Origin of the sequence: Brevibacillus sp. NL20B1 (assembly GCF_018195675.1) — a bacterium.
GTDB classification, from domain to species: Bacteria; Bacillota; Bacilli; order Brevibacillales; family Brevibacillaceae; genus Brevibacillus; species Brevibacillus aydinogluensis.
The window spans coordinates 44,044-61,610 of sequence record NZ_JAGTPT010000004.1 but is presented as its reverse complement, the minus strand read 5'-3'; the positions used below and the strand labels follow the sequence as shown (position 1 = coordinate 61,610).

Annotated in this window: 17 protein-coding genes; 16 read left to right on the top strand and 1 reads right to left on the bottom strand. The window is 51.9% G+C overall.

Annotation, left to right across the window (positions count from 1 at the left end; genetic code table 11):
• Positions 1-45: 45 nt before the first annotated feature.
• Positions 46-1,035: an ROK family glucokinase gene (locus tag KDN35_RS04335; protein WP_171565235.1), complete on the bottom strand. Its 990-nt coding sequence runs from the start codon at positions 1,033-1,035 to the stop codon at positions 46-48.
• A gap of 120 nt (positions 1,036-1,155) precedes the next feature.
• On the opposite strand from KDN35_RS04335, the gene KDN35_RS04330 reads away from it, so the two are divergent.
• The 16 genes from KDN35_RS04330 (at position 1,156) to KDN35_RS04255 (ending at position 17,567) form a co-directional block, all read left to right on the top strand.
• On the top strand, positions 1,156-2,076 hold the full coding sequence (locus KDN35_RS04330) for a diacylglycerol kinase (RefSeq protein WP_212132177.1): 921 nt from the start codon (positions 1,156-1,158) through the stop codon (positions 2,074-2,076).
• 93 nt (positions 2,077-2,169) lie between these two features.
• A complete protein-coding gene (gene rlmD, locus KDN35_RS04325; RefSeq protein ID WP_212132176.1) occupies positions 2,170-3,594 on the top strand; it encodes a 23S rRNA (uracil(1939)-C(5))-methyltransferase RlmD in 1,425 nt (474 codons plus the stop codon).
• Between the two features lie 320 nt (positions 3,595-3,914).
• Complete coding sequence (locus KDN35_RS04320) at positions 3,915-4,685, top strand: enoyl-CoA hydratase/isomerase family protein (RefSeq protein ID WP_212132175.1); 771 nt, start codon at positions 3,915-3,917, stop codon at positions 4,683-4,685.
• 167 nt (positions 4,686-4,852) lie between these two features.
• Positions 4,853-5,314 (top strand): GNAT family N-acetyltransferase, encoded by a 462-nt coding sequence (locus KDN35_RS04315; protein WP_171565231.1) that lies wholly within the window; start codon positions 4,853-4,855, stop codon positions 5,312-5,314.
• A 213-nt stretch (positions 5,315-5,527) separates the two neighbouring features.
• Positions 5,528-6,181 carry a 2OG-Fe(II) oxygenase gene (locus KDN35_RS04310; RefSeq protein ID WP_212132255.1) on the top strand — a complete coding sequence of 218 codons (654 nt, stop codon included), beginning with the start codon at positions 5,528-5,530 and terminating at the stop codon, positions 6,179-6,181.
• A 286-nt stretch (positions 6,182-6,467) separates the two neighbouring features.
• Entirely contained in the window at positions 6,468-7,478 is a 1,011-nt protein-coding gene (locus tag KDN35_RS04305; RefSeq protein WP_171565230.1) for a LacI family DNA-binding transcriptional regulator, read from the top strand.
• A gap of 684 nt (positions 7,479-8,162) precedes the next feature.
• Complete coding sequence (locus KDN35_RS04300; RefSeq protein WP_171565229.1) at positions 8,163-8,999, top strand: beta-keto acid cleavage family enzyme; 837 nt, start codon at positions 8,163-8,165, stop codon at positions 8,997-8,999.
• A 112-nt stretch (positions 9,000-9,111) separates the two neighbouring features.
• Positions 9,112-10,134 (top strand): ketopantoate reductase family protein, encoded by a 1,023-nt coding sequence (locus tag KDN35_RS04295; RefSeq protein WP_212132174.1) that lies wholly within the window; start codon positions 9,112-9,114, stop codon positions 10,132-10,134.
• Entirely contained in the window at positions 10,109-11,515 is a 1,407-nt protein-coding gene (locus KDN35_RS04290; protein WP_212132173.1) for a gluconate:H+ symporter, read from the top strand. Before KDN35_RS04295 ends, KDN35_RS04290 begins: the two co-directional genes overlap by 26 nt.
• Before the next feature lie 67 nt (positions 11,516-11,582).
• Complete coding sequence (fabG, locus tag KDN35_RS04285; RefSeq protein WP_212132172.1) at positions 11,583-12,308, top strand: 3-oxoacyl-ACP reductase FabG; 726 nt, start codon at positions 11,583-11,585, stop codon at positions 12,306-12,308.
• A gap of 195 nt (positions 12,309-12,503) precedes the next feature.
• Positions 12,504-13,097, top strand: coding sequence for a YdeI/OmpD-associated family protein (locus tag KDN35_RS04280; RefSeq protein ID WP_212132171.1), 594 nt, complete (start codon positions 12,504-12,506; stop codon positions 13,095-13,097).
• Positions 13,098-13,293: 196 nt separating this feature from the next.
• Positions 13,294-14,010 carry a CPBP family intramembrane glutamic endopeptidase gene (locus KDN35_RS04275; protein WP_212132170.1) on the top strand — a complete coding sequence of 239 codons (717 nt, stop codon included), beginning with the start codon at positions 13,294-13,296 and terminating at the stop codon, positions 14,008-14,010.
• A gap of 182 nt (positions 14,011-14,192) precedes the next feature.
• The gene (locus KDN35_RS04270) at positions 14,193-14,570 is read left to right on the top strand and encodes an iron chaperone (protein WP_212132253.1); all 378 of its coding nucleotides are present in this window, start codon (positions 14,193-14,195) and stop codon (positions 14,568-14,570) included.
• Complete coding sequence (locus KDN35_RS04265; RefSeq protein ID WP_349290953.1) at positions 14,500-14,904, top strand: restriction endonuclease; 405 nt, start codon at positions 14,500-14,502, stop codon at positions 14,902-14,904. The genes KDN35_RS04270 and KDN35_RS04265 overlap by 71 nt, the downstream gene beginning before the upstream one ends.
• A 280-nt stretch (positions 14,905-15,184) precedes the next feature.
• Entirely contained in the window at positions 15,185-16,378 is a 1,194-nt protein-coding gene (locus KDN35_RS04260) for a helix-turn-helix domain-containing protein (RefSeq protein ID WP_212132169.1), read from the top strand.
• A gap of 214 nt (positions 16,379-16,592) precedes the next feature.
• Positions 16,593-17,567 carry an agmatinase family protein gene (locus tag KDN35_RS04255; protein WP_249178911.1) on the top strand — a complete coding sequence of 325 codons (975 nt, stop codon included), beginning with the start codon at positions 16,593-16,595 and terminating at the stop codon, positions 17,565-17,567.

Genomic DNA, 17,567 nt, shown 5'->3' with positions numbered 1-17,567 from the left:
CGCCGTTCAGCAGCAGTTGCGGTGAGAGGGGATACGGCATGCTGCCTACTTAACCACGGAGTCGCTTATCACCAGGGAGTCGCGAATCAGCCAACCGGCGCCGATTACACCGGCATCGTTGCCCAACGTTGCGGGCAGGATTTCGGTCGACTCCGCTACGTGAGAGAACGGAACAAACCGGCGGAACGACTCGCGCACCCGGGAAAAGAGAAACTCGCCGGCTGCCGCGACGCCGCCCCCGATAATGAACTTGGCCGGGTTGAGTGTAGCCGCCAGATGGGAGAGGGCCAGACCCAGATAGAAGGCGACTTGGTCGGTGATCGCCAGGGCGGCAGCATCTCCCGCCTTGGCCGCATCCAAGACGTCCTTGGCCTTGATGTCGCCTTGGCGGGCGAGTGTTTCTGCCAGGAGCGGGCTTGTCCCCTCTTGCGCGGCTTTTAGGCCTTCACGGATGATCGCAGTGGCGGAGGCGTACGTCTCCAGGCAGCCGGTCTTGCCGCAGTTGCAGGCCGGCCCTCCCTCGGGCACCATCGTGATGTGGCCGATTTCACCGCCTACGCCGTGGATGCCGTTGACCACCTTGCCGTGCAGGATCACGCCGCCGCCAACGCCAGTGCCCAGTGTGATCAGAACCATATCTTTGGCACCCTGTCCGGACCCCCGCCACATCTCGCCAAGCGCGGCAGTGTTGGCGTCGTTGTCGACAGCCACCGGCAGGCCGGTGAGCGCTTGCAGTTTGTCGCGCAGCGGTACGGGGCGCTTCCAGTGCAGGTTTACCGCTTGATAGACGATGCCGTTGGCCGCGTCGACCGGACCGGGAATCCCTACGCCGATGCCGGCCACCTGTTCCTTGGAAAAGCCATGCTGGTGCAACATGCTCGTTGCCATGTCCACCACTTTTTGCAGGACGCTGTCTTCGCCGTCCGCCACGGGTGTCGGCTCCTGGGTTTTGGCAAGGATGTTGCCCTCCGTGTCGAGCAGGGCCATTTTGATTGCTGTTCCTCCTACGTCAACGCCTACGATGATGGGTTTCACACAAGCTCCTCCTATCTCCTCCGATTGTAATCTTTTCCTATCCTCTTATGATAACATGTCGGGTACAGCATAGCGATTCCCAAAAATGGCTATACAGGATATGATGAAAAGAGAGAAGCCATGAGCGAGTACAGGAAGAAGGGACATGCGTTGAAACGTGCCAGATTGATTTACAACCCCAGCTCCGGCCGGGAAATCGTGCGCCGGCGGCTGCCGGACATTCTGGAACTGCTGGAGTCTGCCGGCTACGAGACGTCGTGCTACGCGACAAAAGGGGAAGACGACGCCACCGAAGAAGCGGAACGGGCGGTCAAGCGCGGCTTTGACGTGATCATCGCCGCCGGCGGAGACGGCACCATCTACGAGGTGGTGAACGGCATGGCCGGAAAGCCCGCACGGCCCGCTCTCGGCATCATCCCCTGCGGAACGAGCAACGATTTTGCGCGTGCTCTCGGCATTCCCAAATCAATTACTCGTTCCTGCAAGATCATCGCAGCAGGAAAGCGGAAGCGGGTGGACGTCGGCCGCATCAACAACCGGTATTTTATCAACATCGCCGGCGGCGGGTCGCTGACCAACCTGACCTACGAAGTGCCCAGCAAGCTGAAAACCCTTCTGGGCCAATTGGCTTACTATGTCAAGGGACTGGAAAAGCTGCCGTCGCTTCATCCCATCCGCGTCAAACTGGAGACGCGGGACAAAGTGCTGGTCGACGAAGAAATCATGATTTTCCTGATCACCAACAGCCATTCGGTCGGCGGTTTCGACCGGCTTGCCCCCAACGCCGACATCTCCGACGGCAAGCTGGATTTGATCGTCGTCAAAAAAGTTGGCCTGGGCGATTTTATCCGCCTGGCGGCACAGGCTATACGAGGGGAGCATGTAAAAGACCCCAACCTGCTGTATTTTCAAACCGACTACATCAAGGCGACATCCCCGTCAGGCGAGACGGTTCAGCTCAATCTGGACGGGGAACTGGGCGGCGAGCTTCCGTGCGTATGCGAAGCGCTGCCAGGGCATCTCGAATTGTTTATACCGTGAGCCAGTGAGGTCAGGCCCCTCGCCATGACGCGGTCAAAGGCGGCGGGGAACCCCTTCTGTTTTTCAGTATGAAAGTGAAAAGGAGCAACAGTAGTGGCCAAGACAGCAAAGAAGCGACGCGGAACGGCGGTCAAGCCGGAGCTTGACCTGCCGGTCCGCCTCGGACAAACCGTAGAAGTGGAGATAACCGGACTCAATCACGAAGGTGCAGGCGTCGGCCGGGTGGACGGCTACACCCTGTTCGTGCAGGGAGCGCTGGCCGGAGAGCGGGTGCGTGCACGGATAGAGCACGTGAAAAAAAGCTACGGCTTTGCCTCGCTGCTGGACGTGATCGAAGCCAGTCCGCACCGCGCCCAGCCGCCCTGTCCGGTGTATGACCGTTGCGGTGGCTGTTCGCTGCAGCACCTCGCCTATGAGGAGCAGATCCGGCACAAGCAGCAGATCGTCAAAGACAACCTGCGCCGGATTGGCGGCTTTCCCGTGGACGGGGAAGGAGCGGTCGTCGTCCATCCGACGATCGGGATGAGCGATCCGTGGCGCTACCGCAACAAAGCCCAGGTGCCGATCGGCGAGCAGAATGGGGCGCTGGTGGGCGGCTTTTACGCCGAGCGCTCCCACGAGATTGTCGACATGGACGAATGCCTGATCCAGCACCCGGCCAACGACGAAGCGGTCGCCGCCGTCAAGCGGATCGCCGCCCGGCTGGGCATCCAGCCGTATGATGAAGTGCGCCATACCGGCCTCCTGCGCCATGTGGTGGCCAAGGTGGGGGCGCGTACAGGCGAAGTGATGGTGGTGCTGGTGACGACAGAGGAATTCATCCCGCAGCGAGAGATGCTGATCGAGTCCATCCGCGCCCAGGTGCCGGGTGTGACCAGCATCGTGCAAAACATCAACCCGGACAAGACCAATGTCATTTTCGGCAAAACGTCGATTACGCTTTGGGGCAGCGACGTGATCTACGACTACATTGGCCCGATCAAATTTGCCATCTCTGCCCGCTCGTTCTACCAGGTGAATCCGGTGCAGACGGAAGTGCTGTACAACAAAACACTGGAGTACGTCGGCGCCACCGGGACAGAAACGGTGATCGACGCCTATTGCGGCATCGGGACAATTTCGCTCTTTCTGGCGCAAAAATCCCGTCACGTCTACGGCGTGGAGATCGTGCCGGAAGCGATCGCCGACGCCAAGCGCAATGCCGAACTGAACGGCATCGCCAACGTCACCTTTGAAACCGGCCCGGCCGAGGTGGTCATCCCTGCGTGGAAAGACCAGGGCATCCGCCCCGACGTGATCGTCGTCGACCCGCCGCGCAAAGGCTGCGACGAGGCGCTGTTGACAACCATTTTGCAGATGAAACCGCAGCGGGTGGTGTACGTCTCCTGCAACCCGTCGACGCTGGCCCGGGATTTGAAGGTGCTGGCGGAGCTGTACGAGCTGAAGGAAGTGCAGCCGGTGGATATGTTCCCGCATACGGGGCATGTGGAGAGTGTGGCGCTGCTGACCCTGAAATAGAGCAGAAAACCCTTGTGTATCAAGGGTTTTTATTTTTTTATCTCTAAAATGGTTGTGTGTGTTGCAGACAAAACCAGCGGGATTTAAAATTATAGGGACTTCATTATCTGAATAGTCAATCTTCTGTCTTGTAGCATTACTGGGGAGATCATCACATTACTACTGGATGCACGGTGCTTTTTCACCGAGGTCGCGTCTTCCGTGGACATTGCAGTATGAACGGCAAGACCGTTGCCCACGTCAGCCTGACCATCGCCAAGGCGAAGCTGGACAAAAAATGTTGATGTCCCCTTGCAGGGGACGCCGGGAGGTACATCCTTATGAGCAATGTTCTCTATGAAAAAAGCAATGGCATCGCCTATGTCACCCTCAACCGCCCCGAGGCGATGAATGCCATTGACGAGGCCACCAACGCAGAACTGGCGGAATTGTGGCGGGATTTCGCCGCCGACGATGCCGTGGATGTGGCCATTCTCACCGGCAGTGGGCGGGCTTTTTGCGCCGGCGCCGATCTGAAGACCTTTATCCCCAAGTGGGAGGGGGCCAACATGTTGGATATCCGCAAGAATATCCCCCATGGCCTCGGCGGTGGGCTGACTCGTGGGCAGCACCGTATCTACAAGCCTATCATTGCTGCGATCAACGGCTATGCCGTCGGCGCCGGGCTGGAAATCGCCCTGGCCTGTGATATCCGCATCGCTTCCGAACAGGCCAAATTTGGCATCTTCGAGGTGCGCTATGGCCTGCACCAAGGTGATGGCGGCCTTGTCCGCCTGGTGGCGGTAGCCGGAATCGGCGTGGCGCTTGATCTCACCCTGACAGGACGGGAGGTCTCGGCACAGGAGGCGCTCGCGCTAAGACTGGTCACCCGCGTCGTGCCGCCTGAAGAACTGATGAAGACCGCCGAGGAGACGGCGCACATGATACGGCGCAACAGCCGCAATGCCGTTCGTTCCGCCAAGGAGACCATCCTTGAACTGATCGGACGCCCATTGGACGACGCACTGAGACTGGAGACGCTATACGGCTATTCGAGTCTAGGGGACTTTGCCGATGCCCGTGCAAGGCTCTCACAGTTTGGAAAGAAATAGGCACTGTACCAGCAGAATGGGATGATGCCATCTATGCAGTAAAGCTGCATCTGGGTTCGTAATGAGATTTGGACTGACGATCCTATATGTAACGTTATACTTGAACGAAACAGTTTCTTGCCAACCATCATAACCCTGAATGAAACGATAGAAAGGGAAGTATATTAATGATTCAAACAGAGAGACTGAACATTTATCCGCTTTCTGATGAAGAAATGCGTGACGTGATTCAAAACGAATCAAACGAAGCGCTGAAAGCCGCCTATTCAGAAATGCTTGCCGGTTGCCTGGAGAATCCGGAGCAGCGCATTTGGCATGCGCTGTGGGTGTTGCAGCTGAACGATGGAAGCGGGAAAATTATTGGCAGTTTGTCGTTCAAAGGACTGAACGACAATGGAATGGTTGAAATCGGCTACGGAATAAATCCGGAATACGAAGGAAAAGGGTTGATGACGGAAGCAGTATCCGCAGCGGTTCGCTGGGCATCGAAACAGCCAGGCGTGTTATCCATAGAAGCCGAGACAGAGCCGGACAATATTGCCTCCCAAAGAGTGCTTGAAAAAGCGGGGTTTATACCGAGCGGAGTGATTGGAGCTGAGGGGCCGAGGTACATCTGGAAAAACGGATAACGGCAATCCGCCCATCCCGCTGCAAAAGTCCGCGCCGGTCTGCACAACGCAATTACCACTTATGCGGGAAAGAGGCTTACAATCGCGTGTTCCTGCAGCGTTATGCGAAAAAATCAACGAAAAGGGGATATTATCAGAAAAACCTTTGCTGATGTATAATCATTGATGCAAGTTCGTTATCTCAATCTGTTCAGAATAGCAGTGGTGAGAGATATGAGCGATGAGATTTCCATCTTGCCGATTCAATCGTTCTACTCCCTCAATGATTGCGTCGTAGCGGCAGAGCTCCTCAACAAAGTGCCGTTGGTCATGCGGTTTGAACCGGTGCTGAGTGACGACGAATGCCAGCAGTTGATTGAGGCAGCCGCCTCCCGTCTAAAAGAATCCAGACTTGTCAACAAGGTGGTCAGCCAGATTCGCTCGAGCCGCGGGATGTTTTTTGAAGAAGAGGAAAACCCGTTGATTCGGCGCATTGAAAGGCGAATTTCCGAATTGATGAACGTGCCGATCGAACACGCAGAAGGATTACAAGTGCTTCACTACGCTCCCGGTCAAGAATACAAGGCTCATCATGACTTTTTCCGTCCAAATACTCCTTCGGCCAAGAATAATCGGATCAGCACGCTGGTCATCTATTTGAACGATGTGGAAGAAGGGGGAGAGACAGTCTTTCCGTTACTGCGGTTATCGGTGAAACCAAAACGCGGCTCTGCGGTGTACTTTGAATATTTTTACCGCGACCAAGCCTTGAACGACTTGACCTTGCACAGCAGCGTTCCCGTTGTTCGAGGGGAAAAATGGGTCGCAACGCAGTGGATGCGCAGACAGCGGGTCCGCAGCCTTGGACTCATTCCGAATCCAGCATAGCCGGATGCGTTACATAAATCTTCAATATAATATCCGCACTTACGCGACAACTCGAAGCACGTGCAGGGGGATTTCCCCGTGAGTGTCTTCTGGTTGTCTTTTTTGGGTTTGAATAGGTGATCTGCACCCAAGGAAAGGATTCAAAAGCAAATCATGCTGACATTAATCCATAACGAATGCTTCTGGTTGATTACATGTACTGTATTTTTTTAACCGTATTAAAATTGCAATTGTTCTACATTTCGTATACAGTAACAGTATCGAAACGTTTTCGTGGAGGGTTCACATGGCTACGATGAAGGACATTTCCAAGAGAGCGAAAGTGTCACTTTCGACCGTTTCGGCCGTCATTAATCAATCCGCATATGTGAGTCCGGAACTGACGAAGCGAGTGATGCAGGCGATTGAGGAACTGAATTATCGGCCAAATGCAGTAGCGCGGAGCCTGAAAAAGAAGTCCACGAATACCATTGGCTTCATCGTGACAGATATCTTAAATCCCTTTTACCCGCCGATGATCAAAGGCATTGAAGATGTGGCGTTTGACCATAACATCAACGTAATTTTATGCAATATCTCTAATGACCGAAATCGCATTCAGGCATATTTGGAGCTGATGGTCGAAAAACAGGTCGACGGCATTCTTCTGGCGAATATTGCTACAGCAAAGGATTTAAACGAAATTGAAAAAACAGGGTTAAAGTATGTGTTAATCAACCGAAAGCCGCCCGGGTATGATAAAAATTTCGTCGGAATCAACAATCCGCTCAGCTCTGAATTAGCCGTAAATCACCTGGTTTCACTGGGGTACAAACGAATTGCCTATTTTGGCGGCAATTTGGAAATCAACACGGCACGGGAGAGAAAAGACGGATTTATCGCATGTATGGCTCAACACGGATTAGAGGTAGACCCCATGCTTTTGTATGACGGGGAATACTCCATGGAATCGGGGTACCGGAATGTAAAAAAGATGCTCGAACAGGTGAAGGAATTGCCCGAGGCAATCTGTGCGGTGAGCGATATTGTCGCGTTCGGGGTGATCAAGGGGCTGAGAGAAGCGGGTATTCGCGTACCCGAGGATATTGCCGTTATCGGCAATGATAACAGCTCCTTTTCGGAAAATTTCCTGGTCCCCCTGTCCAGCGTCGATCACTCCACGTATGAGATGGGGAAACTATCGATGGAATTGCTGCTGCAGATGATACAGGAAAAGGAACAGATGGTGGCGCGGCAAATTATCCTCACGCCATCCCTGGTCATCCGTGAAAGCTGCGGCGCACAAAAAAGAAAATGAGCTGAATAACCATTTTCCTTTCTTTATGAAAGAAAAATGGTCAGTGTGTAGACAAAGTAGCCGTAGCGGGGAGAACACGTTTCCGTCATCCGCTCCGTGCTTTACCCACCGAACACAAGCTAACGCTCGCGTTCGGCGGGGCCCGTGCTCGCCCAGCAGGGAAGCCAGGCGGCACGCTACGCATCGATTTGCGGGGGATCGCCAAAGCCGCATTGCTACGCCGTCTATTCAAAGGTGGCGCTCCTTTTTCCCGCAAATCGCTGCTCCGCTCGGTAGGGCTCACAAGTCGCTCTGCCTGGAAACGTGATTCTCCTTCGAACAATCTGTGTGTCTTCAGTCTTAACCATTTTCCTTTCTTGGTGAAAGTGAAAATGGTTTTTTTGTGGTTGTAGTAGAAATTATAAAAATTTTCTGCAAAAAATATTGATTTTATACATAGTGGTCATTATAATCAGAATCACAAGCAGCGAAACGTTTCGCCAGAAGTGTAGTGTCTGTCCGTCGATGAGGATTGCTGAAAACAGTGAAAAAGAGAAGTAAACATCCATGTTTTCACTTTGTTCACAAACATGTGAGACTGAAAATCACAGGGGTTTCACGTCTTTTTTTACGCTTTCTATCGAAACGTTTCGATGAGGCTTTTTGGCGAGCAAGCATTCAAAAACGATGCGAGGAGGAATTGCGATGGAAAAATTGATTATCACCGTTGCTCCCACAGGTTCTCAGACGACTCGTGAGCATACGCCCTATCTGCCGCTTACTCCGAAAGAAATCGCCGATTCCGTTTATGAGGCTTGGCAAGCGGGCGCATCAATCGCACATATTCATGTGAAAGATGAAAACGGAAACAATACCTTGGATTTGGATACGTACAGGGAAGTCGTCGCTCGCATTCAGGACAAGTGCGATATCATTATCAACTTAACGACGGCTGGCGGTTTGTTTATGAACGATGAAGACAGGCTGAAGGTTTGTGAATTGGAACCGGAGATGGCGACCTTTGATGCCGGTACGATGAATTTTGGCTCGCATGTCTTTTATAACACTCCACAGTTTCTGGAGCGGTTGGCGTTAAAAATGAAAGAACATCAGATCAAGCCGGAAATTGAAATATTTGAAGTCGGCATGCTGGAGAATACGTTGAGGATGGCGGAAAAAGGTCTGATTGATTTGCCCGCACATTTTCAATTTGTCCTGGGCATACAGGGAGGAATGCGGGCTACCCCGAGAAATCTGATGTTTTTGGTTGAAAGCCTTCCCCCTGGTTCCACGTGGTCAGCAATCGGGGCCAGCAAAGATCAACTGACGATCAATACCATGAGCATTCTGTTGGGGGGACATGTCCGCGTGGGCATGGAGGACAGTGTTTATTTTCGGAAGGGTGAACTGGCAAAGACGAATGCGCAATTTGTGGAACGAATCGTCCAGTTATCAAACATGCTGGGGAGAGACGTTGCAACGCCCAATGAAGCGAGAGAGATTTTGGGCTTGAAGCAATCGAAACGTGCAGCAAAACACTAACAGCGAGCACGTTATGAGAACGATCTTACACGAAAAAATGTAAGCGATTTCACATCGGACCAGACTTCACACCAGACCAATGAAGAGAATCAGCGAGTGAGGAGGAGAACAGATGAGAATGGCAATTATGGGTGCGGGTTCGTTGGGGACGATCATCGGAGCGCTGATTACGAAAGGGGGGCGAGAGATAGAGTTAATCGATATTAACAAGGAGCATGTGGACGCACTCAACAATTCAGGAGCAAGAATTACCGGCTTTTTGGATCTGTGTGTACCCGTAAAAGCGATTGTGCCGAGCGAAATGACAGGTACGTATGATTTGGTTTTTCTGCTGACCAAGCAGGTTTATAACAAGACGACGCTGGCACAACTGCTCCCCCATCTGTCTGAGGACAGCATCGTGTGTACGCTGCAAAATGGTGTGCCTGAAGATTATGTCTCGTCCGTGATCGGGCGCGAAAGAACGATTGGAGGCGTGGTCGGGTTCGGGGCGACATGGTTGGGACCTGGGATTTCAGAGCTGGCGACGGAAGTACATACGATGCAAAACTATGCGTTTGACATTGGAGAACTGGACGGATCGATAACGCCTCGCATCCAGGAAGTAAAGAAGGTGCTGGATCTCGTTGGGCATTGTCATATTTCAGCCAACATTCAGGGAATCAAGTGGGCAAAACTCTTGATGAATGCCACATTTAGCGGAATGTCGGCGGCATTGGGCTGCCGTTTCGGTGACATTTTGAGGAATGAGGCAGCGATGTTTCATTTGGCCCATATCGCCGATGAAACGATCAAGGTGGCACATGCGCACGGAATCCGCCTGGAGCCGATGCAGGGAAAAGACATGGAATTCCTTGAGCTGCGGGATCTCGATGACGTCCCTAATAAAATGAGCTTTTACCGGGAAGTATGGGGACCGCACAGCAATACAAAAGCCAGCATGCTGCAGGATTTGGAGAAACAGAGACCGACAGAAATTGATTACATCAACGGCTTCGTCAGCAAAAAAGGAAGGGAGGCAGGGCTTAAAACGCCGTACAACGATTTGGTCGTTCAGTTGGTGAAAGAAGCGGAGAAAAAGGGCAGACCTCCGAAATTCGAAGACAATATTGTCTATTTTGGTTCGCGTCTATAGGAAAGCGGGAAAAGCCCCCGATGTTGAAATCCTCGAAAATGGAAAGGAGTGTACGGGTATGCCGCTTGTCGCATTGTTTTTAGGGATTGTCCTGTTGTTTCTGCTCGTTATCGTATGCAAGTTCAATGCGTTTTTATCGCTCATGTTGTCCGCAATCTTCGTCGGACTTTTCCTGGGAATGGAGCCGTTAGCGATCGTAAAATCCATTGAAGCGGGACTTGGCGGTACGCTGGGGCATCTGGCGATTATTATTGGATTGGGAGCGGTTTTTGGAAAAATCATCTCGGAAGGCGGCGGAGCGAACCGAATTGCTTCTACCTTGATTGAGATTTTCGGGGAAAAACGAGTGGATTGGGCGATTTGTATCGCATCATTTGTGTTGGGGGTAATCTTGTTTTATGAAGTCAGTTACATTTTGCTGATTCCCATCGTGTATACAATCGCCAATGAAGCAAAAGTGAAGTTGATGAAAGTGGGCATGCCCTTTCTGGCTGCAATCTCCATTACCCACGTCTTCTTGCCGCCGCATCCGGGACCAACCGCAATCTCCGCTGCGTTAGGGGCGAATTTGGGTGTTGTGTTGGGATACGGATTTTTGCTGGCCATCCCCGCTACGGTGATTTTTGGTCCGTTGATTGCCAAGCTGTATCGGAATTGGGAGATCAACATCCCCAATCATTTGGTCACCAAGAAAGAATTTAACATGGCTGAGGTCCCATCCTTTGCAACGTCAGTATTCACGACGTTGTTACCCGTTATCTTGATCTTGATCGGGGTGATTGCAGAGTTCGCATTTCCGAAAGAGTCGATCATCAATCAAACCCTGACCTTTATCGGGAATGCGGATATCGCCCTGCTTGTTTCCCTGCTTGTCGCCGTATACGTGTTTGGGCTGCGTAAAAAGAGAAAGACGATGGTTGAAATCATGAAAATTGCCGAAGGTGCACTGATCTCCATGGGAGGAATCATTTTTATCCTCGGTGGCGGCGGTGCCTTCAAGCAAGTAATCCTTGACAGCGGCATGGCACAATACATTGCCGATGTCACGAACGGATGGGATATTTCTCCCTTTATCCTGGCATGGTTGATTGCGCTGATCATTCGGTTGGCTGTAGGATCGGCCACCGTAACGGTGTTAACGACAGCAGGAATTATGCTGCCCATCGTCCAAGAAACAGGTGTGAGCCCTGAATTGATGGTACTTGCCATCGGAAGTGCTTCCATTGCCTGGGCTCCGCCGAGCGATGTCTCGTTCTGGATGACAAAGGAGTATTTTAATTTGACGATTGGACAAACCATCAAATCTGTATGTTTCATGTACACCCTTGTCGCGATTTACGGCATACTCGGCGTTTTGGCATTGGACATGATGTTCGGATAATTTTGACAAATTGATTGGCTGCAACTCAAAAAGGATGGATTCGAAAATGTGATGAGGAGTGTCGTGCATGAAACTGGCGGGGAAAGTTGTCATCATTACGGGAGGAGCAGGAGGAATAGGCAAAGAAGCGAGTGTAATATTTGCAAACAAAGGGGCACATGTTGTTGTCGTTGACTGTGATCCGCAGCAGGTGGATAAAGTGGCAAACGAGGTGAATGGCCTCGGACTGACTGTTGACGTATCCAGACGCGATCAAGTGGATTGGATGGTCAGTGAAGTAATCAACCGCTATGGAAAGATTGATGTCTTGATCAATAATGCCGGAATCACCATGGACGCTACGCTCGTAAAGATGACGCAGGAACAGTGGGACCGCGTGATTTCCATTAACCAGACCGGTGTCTTTCACTGCACGCAAGCGGTGGTACCCCATATGATCAGGGAAGGCGCCGGCAGAATCATCAATACCAGCAGCATTGTGGGGAGGATGGGGAATTTCGGTCAAACGAATTATGCCGCATCGAAAGCAGCGGTGATCGCCATGACCCAAACGTGGGCAAAAGAGCTTGGCAGGAAGGGAATTCTCGTGAACGCTGTGGCTCCCGGCTTTATCGTGACCCCGATGACAGAGAAAATGCCGGAATCTATACTTCAAGGCATGAAGGAGAAAATCGCTCTCCGACGACTGGGACAACCAAGGGATGTCGCGAATGTGTATGTATTCCTGGCCAGTGATGAGGCCAGCTATATCAATGGCGCTGTCATACCTGTCGATGGCGGTCTGTCAATTTAGATTGAAAAGCTATGAGGGGATTGAACTTTGCCTCGGGCGAAGCTCAATCCTTTTCTCGTTGGGCTGATTTTGCTCTCCGAGGTCCTAGTTGTTAGAAGATTATCTCATTTCCGACAGAAAAATAACATGTTAGACTGACGGAAAGGATGAAACTAACGGACAATAGTGATCAAACATGGAAAAGGGGTGTACTTCATGACCAGCAGCAGCATGAATCCGAAAGTCGATGAATTTATCAGGAACGCGACGAAATGGAAGGCAGAATTTGAGGCGCTGCGCAATATCGTTCTAGACTGCGGCCTGACCGAAGATTTTAAGTGGATGCATCCTTGTTACACGTATGAGAACAAAAACGTAGTTCTCATACATGGATTTAAAGAATACTGTGCGCTGCTGTTTCACAAAGGAGCATTGCTGCAGGATACTCACGGCATTCTCATCCGACAAACGGAACATGTACAGGCGGCGCGCCAGATTCGCTTCACCAATGTGCAAGAAATCATCGAGATGGAACCCATCTTGAAAGCCTATATTCATGAAGCGATTGAAGTGGAAAAAGCCGGCTTGAAAGTGGATGGCAGCAAGAAGGCAGAACTCACCATTCCTGAGGAACTGCAAAAGAAATTTGCTGAAATGCCTGCCTTGAAAACTGCCTTTGAAGCATTGACGCCGGGACGGCAAAGAGCATACATTCTTTATTTTTCTAAACCCAAACAATCCAAAACGCGTGAGTCACGGATTGAAAAATACGTACAGCATATTCTCAACGGAAAGGGATTGAATGATTAAGTATTTGAACGAACGGGGGCGGGATGTTACACAGGCACTATTCGCGATTTGCTTTATACAGGTAATATATGACAAAATGGGCGTATGCGACATCATGGGCTGCTGCAACTCAACAGAGGATATAGAGGAATCAAATCTTGTTGCGGGGGCACCGTAAAGGAACGCCACGCAATGGGATTATTGGGAGAGGGTAACGATGAAAAACGTAATCGCTGTATTCATTTTAGGGTTGGTGGCAGGTGCGTTGATAGGCGCCCATCAAGTCATGTCGTTAACGCCTGAAATGGAAAGGGAAATTGTCGCCAAACTGGGGTCAAAAAACGTCATGATCATCGTGGCGATGCTGCAAACAGCAGTGTTGGCGGGGATTGCCACGATCGCAGGTTTGTGGGCTTCGCCAAAAGTAGGTTTGAACAAACCATTTGCTTATAACAGAAAAAGTATTGCCGCGGCAGCCGCCATCGGACTCTTGTCTGCCTGCTTGATCGCCATTCCGGAAAAGCTTGTCTTTGCCGAAGCGTTGGGACTGGATGAGAAATTTGAATTTTCCTGGCTTTATTTTCTTGGCAGTGTATTATACGGAGGCATCATTGAAGAAATACTGCTGCGGTTCGGACTAATGACGCTCATTGTATGGCTTGTCAGCAAAATGACGAGATCTGCAACTAGCAGCGGAATGTACGTGGCGGGAATTGTCATCGCCGCGCTTCTGTTTGCTGTCGGGCATCTTCCCGCGACTGCACAAATGCTGGGTGTAAGCACGGTAACTGTCACTCGTACGATGCTGCTCAACGTTTTGCCAGGGATTGGGTTCGGCTATTTATATTGGAAGCATGGATTGGCATATGCGATGCTCGGACATGTCACTACGCACGTCATCAATCAAGTGATCCTGCTCCCTCTCTTGTTCTAGGTACCGCGAAGTGTATGCCGATCACTAAAAAGGCGGCGTACAGCAGGCGAATGTCATCGCTGCCAGTTGGTCGACGTTTATGACGTATTTCTGCTGAACATAACATGTGAGACTGACGGCAATCATAACGCTAACAGGCAAGTTGGAGTACGTTGCACGACATGATGATGGGAGGCAGACGCATGGAGGTTTTTGCAGCGTATTTGGCAGGCATTGATAACCCTGACCACCGTGAACGGACAAAGGAAGTGTTGGCGTGGGTTGCGAATACATTCCCCAATTTGGAACCGCATATCAAGTGGAATACGCCCATGTTTACCGATCACGGCACATTTATCATCGCCTTTTCCACTGCGAAGCAACATTTAAGCGTTTCACCGGAAGAAGCGGGCATTGCGCGGTTTGCTGATGAGATTGCACAGGCCGGCTACAGCGCTACCAAGGGATTGTTTCGAATCCCGTGGAATAAGCCGGTCCATTACGATCTGCTTGCGAAAATCATTGAATTTAACATTCGGGATAAAGCAGACTGTTCAACGTTTTGGCGGAAATCAGGCTAAACGCCAAGATATCAATAATCCAGTTGGAATCGCTGCTGTCCAACAGGTCTATTCCTCAATGAGATATTACAAAGCAAAAAAGTCTATTGTGATTGCGTCAACCAGTTTCACAACTTCATGTGAAACGTTAGCGGGCATCAATCACGTAAAATTGTTAGATCGTCAGGATTTAATCGCAATTATCAATGCGTTCAAGCAAGGCGATTTGGAGAAAGCCAAGGACATCATAGAAGCGGAACCAAGAATTATTTTGGAATCGTGGTCCGATTATAAGAATGCGAATCTTGAAGTGAAAAAAGATATCAAGGCTGAAAAGCTGATAAGAAACTTATAAAGCCTCATTCTGGAATTCCTGAACAAGTATAAAAGAAAGCGCGAAAAATAACGCGACTGCAAACAAACCAACCCCCGTGTGACAGAATGTCGTACGGGGGTTGGTGACGGTGGAGACAAGCTTTCCGGCTGGCGATTGGCAGGATTTTTCAATGCTTCCCGATCCTCAAACATGCCGGAAATACTGTACCATAGGGCTAAGACCTTGATTGCGGCTGCAGGCACGGTTCACCGGTCCACGCCCGAGCCACAATCGCAGTCTAAAGCGAGGAGTGAGCGCAATGAAACAGGACCCTGTACAGGCGACGTTTTCTCACCTGCTGTTGTCGGGGACGCTGGTGCACGAAGGCAGTTTTGAAGAGATGCAGGAATCGTTCGGCATCCGGGTGCACCCGCAGGTGGTGATGGTGGTCTCGATCGACCGCTATACCGATCTGGTGATCGGCAAGCCGTTTCATTGGAGCATGGAGATCGGCCAGCAGGTGGTGGAAGGCGTATGCGAGGCGATCAGCGAACCGTTTGTCTGGGTGTGGGTGGCCGAGGGCGTTCTCGCAGTCCTGGTGGAACTGGCGCTGCACTCTCCTAAGGAGTCGGGATTCCGGCAGGTCACCGGCCGGATATCCCGGCAGATTCAAGAACGGTGCAAGAAGCGCGGAGTAAACGTATCGATCGGGATCGGCAGCTATTACGACAACCCCTACCAGCTTCACTTTTCCTACGAAGAAGCGAAAGAGGCCATGGTGGACCGGTTTTTTCAGGGCAACGCCCTCATTTTCCACTACGAAAAGAAACAGGGACGGGAAGCCGGCTGGGACTCGCCGCTCACGCCGGCAGAGCGGGCGGAACTGGTCGCACGCCTTCGGATCGGCGATGAAGAGGGAACGGTCGCGTCTCTGCGGGCGCTGCTGGACAAAATGGCGCAGACGTACCGCCATGACGTGAACATGTTCAAATCGGAAGCGGTGGAATTGGTGATTACGATGTCCCGTCAGGTGCTGGATTCGGGGGCCAATGCCGCCCTCATCCTGTCGGAAAACGCCAGATTTATTCAGGATTTGTACGTGACCATCCGGTATGACAAGTTCGTGCAAAAAGTATGCGAATACGCCCGCCGCTTGACAGCGTACATGGAGCAAAACGACCTGAGCGATGTTTCGCCGATCATTCGTCAGGCCGTCCGCTACCTGAAAGAAAACCTGCACCGGAAGCTCACGCTGGAAGAAGTAGCACAATATTGCTGCGTCAGTGTGTATCACCTGAGCCGCCTGTTCAAGCGGGAGACAGGCATGAGCCCAATCGACTTTCTCAACAGGCTGCGGGTGGAAAAAGCCAAGTACTACCTGAGTTCGACCGACTGCACCATCCAGGAGATCGCGGCTGTTGTCGGCTTTCAGGACGCCAACTACTTTACCCGGACGTTTAAAAAGTACGCGAACTGTTCCCCCACTGCCTACCGTCGAGCAAAATTGTGCTAACAGTTGACAATATCGCCTAGTGGAGAGGACCAATCAATGCAGTAGAATACGAGATAACGACATCGCGTAAGACTCAGATAATTCGCAGTAGGGCGAGTTGTCGGGAAAACTTCTGAAAAAGTGGCGTGCACTCTGATAAAGCTCGTTGTCGCAGACGGGTTTGGAAACTGACTTTGTTTTGTAAGCGCTTGCAGGTAGACAAGGAGGGGTTTTATTGAAAAAGAGGATTGCTTTGATGAATCCTCCGGAACTGGTGCGCCAGTCCAACTGGCGGGACCGCTATGAGACCAAAGTGGCCCAGTGGCTGACACCGTGGGACGGAGAGGAGCCGATTGACGTCGGGTTTATCGGCGTGCCGCTCTCCAAGACGTCGATCAGCGTGTCGGCGGCCTCCATGACGCCCAATGCGCTGCGGGAGTTGTTTCCCACTGTGACGACGTACAGCATCGATTACGACATCGACCTGACGGCGCTGCGGGCACGCGACCTGGGGGACGTCCAGATGCATCCTACGGATTTGTTCCGCTGCCACGCCAACATCGAGCAGGCGCTGACCAATGTCTACGAAGCGCTGCCCGACCTGCTCCCGATCATCGCGGGAGGAGACCACTCCATCACCTGCCCGTCGGTCAAGGCGTTTAAGCGGCGGTTTGCCGGAAAGGTGGGCATCGTGCAAATTGACGCGCATATGGATGTACGGAATCTGGAAGACGGCGGACCGACCAACGGCACTCCGATCCGCGGCCTTCTGGAGTCGGGGACGGTGGAAGGGAAGCACATCGCCCAGGTGGGGATTCACAGCTTTGCCAACTCCAAGGCGTACAGGGAATACGCGGTTTCACAGGGCATTACCCAGTTTACCGCCCGTCAGGTGGCCCGGGAAGGGATCGAGCCGCTGATTTACAAGGCGATGGAGATTGCCGGCAGCGGCACGGACGCCATCTACGTGACAGTGGACATGGACGTGCTGGATCAGGCGTTTGGACCGGGTGTCCCGGCCATGGTGCCGGCTGGCATGACGTCGTGGCAGCTGCTCGACGCTGTGTACCTGCTTGGCCAAAACCCGAAAGTTAAAGGATTTGACGTGGTCTGCATTGATCCCCTGCAGGACCCGCGCCGGGCGACGGTTCGTACGGCGCTGCACGTAATCCTTACGTTCATGGCAGGCGTCATGACGAGAAAACACTGA